The sequence below is a fragment of the Microvirga sp. P4_G7 genome, assembly GCF_056401005.1.
In genome coordinates, this window is sequence record NZ_JBFUKD010000533.1 from 1 (window position 1) to 2654 (window position 2654).

Annotated in this window: 2 protein-coding genes; both read left to right on the forward strand. The window is 62.0% G+C overall.

From position 1 onward, the window contains the following. A partial coding sequence (gene ppdK / locus AC1DT3_RS17490; RefSeq protein ID WP_477466509.1) for a pyruvate, phosphate dikinase occupies positions 1-1804 on the forward strand: 1804 nt, incomplete at its 5' end. A gap of 12 nt (positions 1805-1816) precedes the next feature. Further along, on the forward strand, positions 1817-2167 hold the full coding sequence (locus AC1DT3_RS17495; RefSeq protein WP_477466510.1) for a GFA family protein: 351 nt from the start codon (positions 1817-1819) through the stop codon (positions 2165-2167). Positions 2168-2654 lie beyond the last annotated feature (487 nt).

Here is a 2654-nt window from a genome sequence, read left to right on the forward strand (position 1 = left end):
GGACATCACGGAGCGTGCGCGCATCGCGTCCGGTTCCGACAAGCCCTCGATGGAAAAGGCCATGGCAGATGCCTATGGCGAACTGGTGCGAATCTACGGCATTCTCGAAAAGCACTACCGTGACATGCAGGACATGGAATTCACGGTCGAGAAGGGCAAGCTCTGGATGCTTCAGACCCGCAACGGCAAACGCACGGCGAAAGCCGCGCTCCGGATTGCGGTCGAGCTCGCGAGCGAAGGGCTGATCACGAAGGAGGAAGCAGTGACGCGGGTCGATCCCGCCGCACTGGACCAATTGCTGCATCCGACCATCGATCCCAAGGCCGATCGCAAGATTCTCGCAAGCGGCTTGCCCGCGTCGCCTGGCGCCGCGTGCGGCGAGATCGTGTTCTCGTCGGACGACGCCGAGGCCGCGAAGAAAGCGGGTCGAAAGGTCATTCTGGTACGGATCGAAACCTCGCCGGAGGACATTCATGGCATGCACGCTGCAGAAGGCATCCTGACGACGCGAGGCGGCATGACCTCTCACGCGGCGGTGGTCGCGCGCGGCATGGGCAAGCCCTGTGTGTCGGGCGCGGGTTCGATTCGCGTCGACTACGCGGCGCAGACGCTGACGGTCGCTGGACAGACGCTGAAACGAGGCGATATCGTCACCATCGACGGTGGCAATGGGCAGGTGCTCATTGGCGAAGTCAAAATGCTGCAGCCGGAACTCTCCGGTGAATTCGCGACACTGATGGGCTGGGCGGACCGGGTGCGCCGCATGAAGGTGAGGGCGAACGCCGAGACGCCCCTCGATGCGAAGACGGCGCGAACGTTCGGCGCCGAAGGCATCGGACTTTGCCGCACCGAGCACATGTTCTTCGATGCGGATCGCATCGTCGCCGTGCGCGAGATGATCTTGTCGGACGACGAGGCTGGACGACGCGCCGCTTTGGCGAAGCTCCTGCCGATGCAGCGCGCCGACTTCGTCGAATTGTTCACGATCATGAGCGGCCTGCCGGTCACGATCCGCCTGCTCGATCCGCCGTTGCACGAGTTTCTTCCGCACACCGACGAGGAAATGCAGGAAGTCGCGACGGCGATGGGCGCCTCGGCGGAGAAGTTGAAGAGCCGCGCTGCGGAGCTGCACGAGTTCAATCCGATGCTCGGCTTCCGCGGCGTCCGCCTTGCGATCGCCTATCCCGAGATCGCCGAAATGCAGGCGCGTGCGATCTTCGAAGCCGCCATCGAGGCCGGTCGTCAGACCGGCAAGCCCGTGGTGCCGGAAGTGATGGTTCCGCTCGTCATGACGAAGGCGGAGCTCGATTTGGTGAAGGCACGGATCGACGCGATGGCTGCGGCCGTCGCGAAAGAAACCGGCATCACCGTGGAATACCAAGTCGGAACGATGATCGAGTTGCCGCGCGCGGCGTTGCTCGCCGGCGACATTGCGAAATCGGCGGAGTTCTTCTCCTTCGGCACCAATGATCTGACGCAGACCGCGCTCGGCATTTCGCGGGACGATGCCGCATCGTTCCTCGGGCCCTACACGCAAAAGGGAATTCTTGCGCACGATCCCTTCGTCACCATCGACCAGGAAGGCGTCGGCGAGCTGATCAAGATCGCGGCCGAGCGGGGCAGGGCGACGCGCGCCGGGATCAAACTCGGCATCTGCGGCGAGCATGGCGGCGATCCCGCCTCTGTTCATTTCTGCGAAGGCGCGGGCCTCGATTATGTCTCGTGTTCACCCTACCGGGTGCCGATCGCCCGTCTCGCCGCGGCGCAGGCGGCTCTCGGCGGCAAGGCGGCCAGTCAAGCATAGGGACGAAACACCATGCAGTACGAAGGCTCGTGTCATTGTGGAGCGGTGGCGTTCAAAGTCGAAGCGGATCTTGCGCAAGTCATGGAGTGCAACTGCTCCCATTGCAGACGCAAAGGCTATCTGCTGACCTTCGTGCCCCGCGGAGCGCTGAATGTGTCGCGTGGAGAGGACAATCTCTCCACGTACACCTTCAACACGCACACCATCAAACATCGCTTCTGTGCGACATGTGGCTGCGCCCCGTTTGGGGAGGGGAAACACCCGGCGACCGGGAACGATATGGCGGCGATCAACGTGCGCTGTCTCGAATCGGTCGACTTGGCCGAGCTCGATCCCAAGCCCGTCGACGGCAAGAATTTCTGAATCGAGGCCGRCTGGCACGGTCAAGCTTGGCTTGCTGGAACCGACTTCAAATTGAAATGTTATAAAAGGTGTCTATAATGTCTTTCGCGTGATCCCGACGAGGGAGCCGGATGCGAGAGCGCTTTGAATTTACCAATGACAATCGGAAAAATGGCGTCGATTCGGTGAGTTCCGCCATGGGAGACGCCGTCGCCGATAGGCTCGGCCTGGCGAGCTTGCGCCAGATTTTCCTCCAGTCGTCGGGATTCCTGTGTGTCGTAAGCGAGCCCGACCGCGTCATCACGTTGACGAATCTGACATTCCGACAATTGACGGGCCATCGAGACGTCACCGGAGCCACCTTCGCCGAGACGTCTGTGGGATGCGATCCACGTCTGGCAGCTTGCCTTGACGAAGTCCGCGCAAGCGGGCTCGGAATCTGTGCCGAACCTTGGCTTTTTCCTGTTCGACGAGCTTCCGACTCTCCGCCCGAAGAACGGTTCGTTGC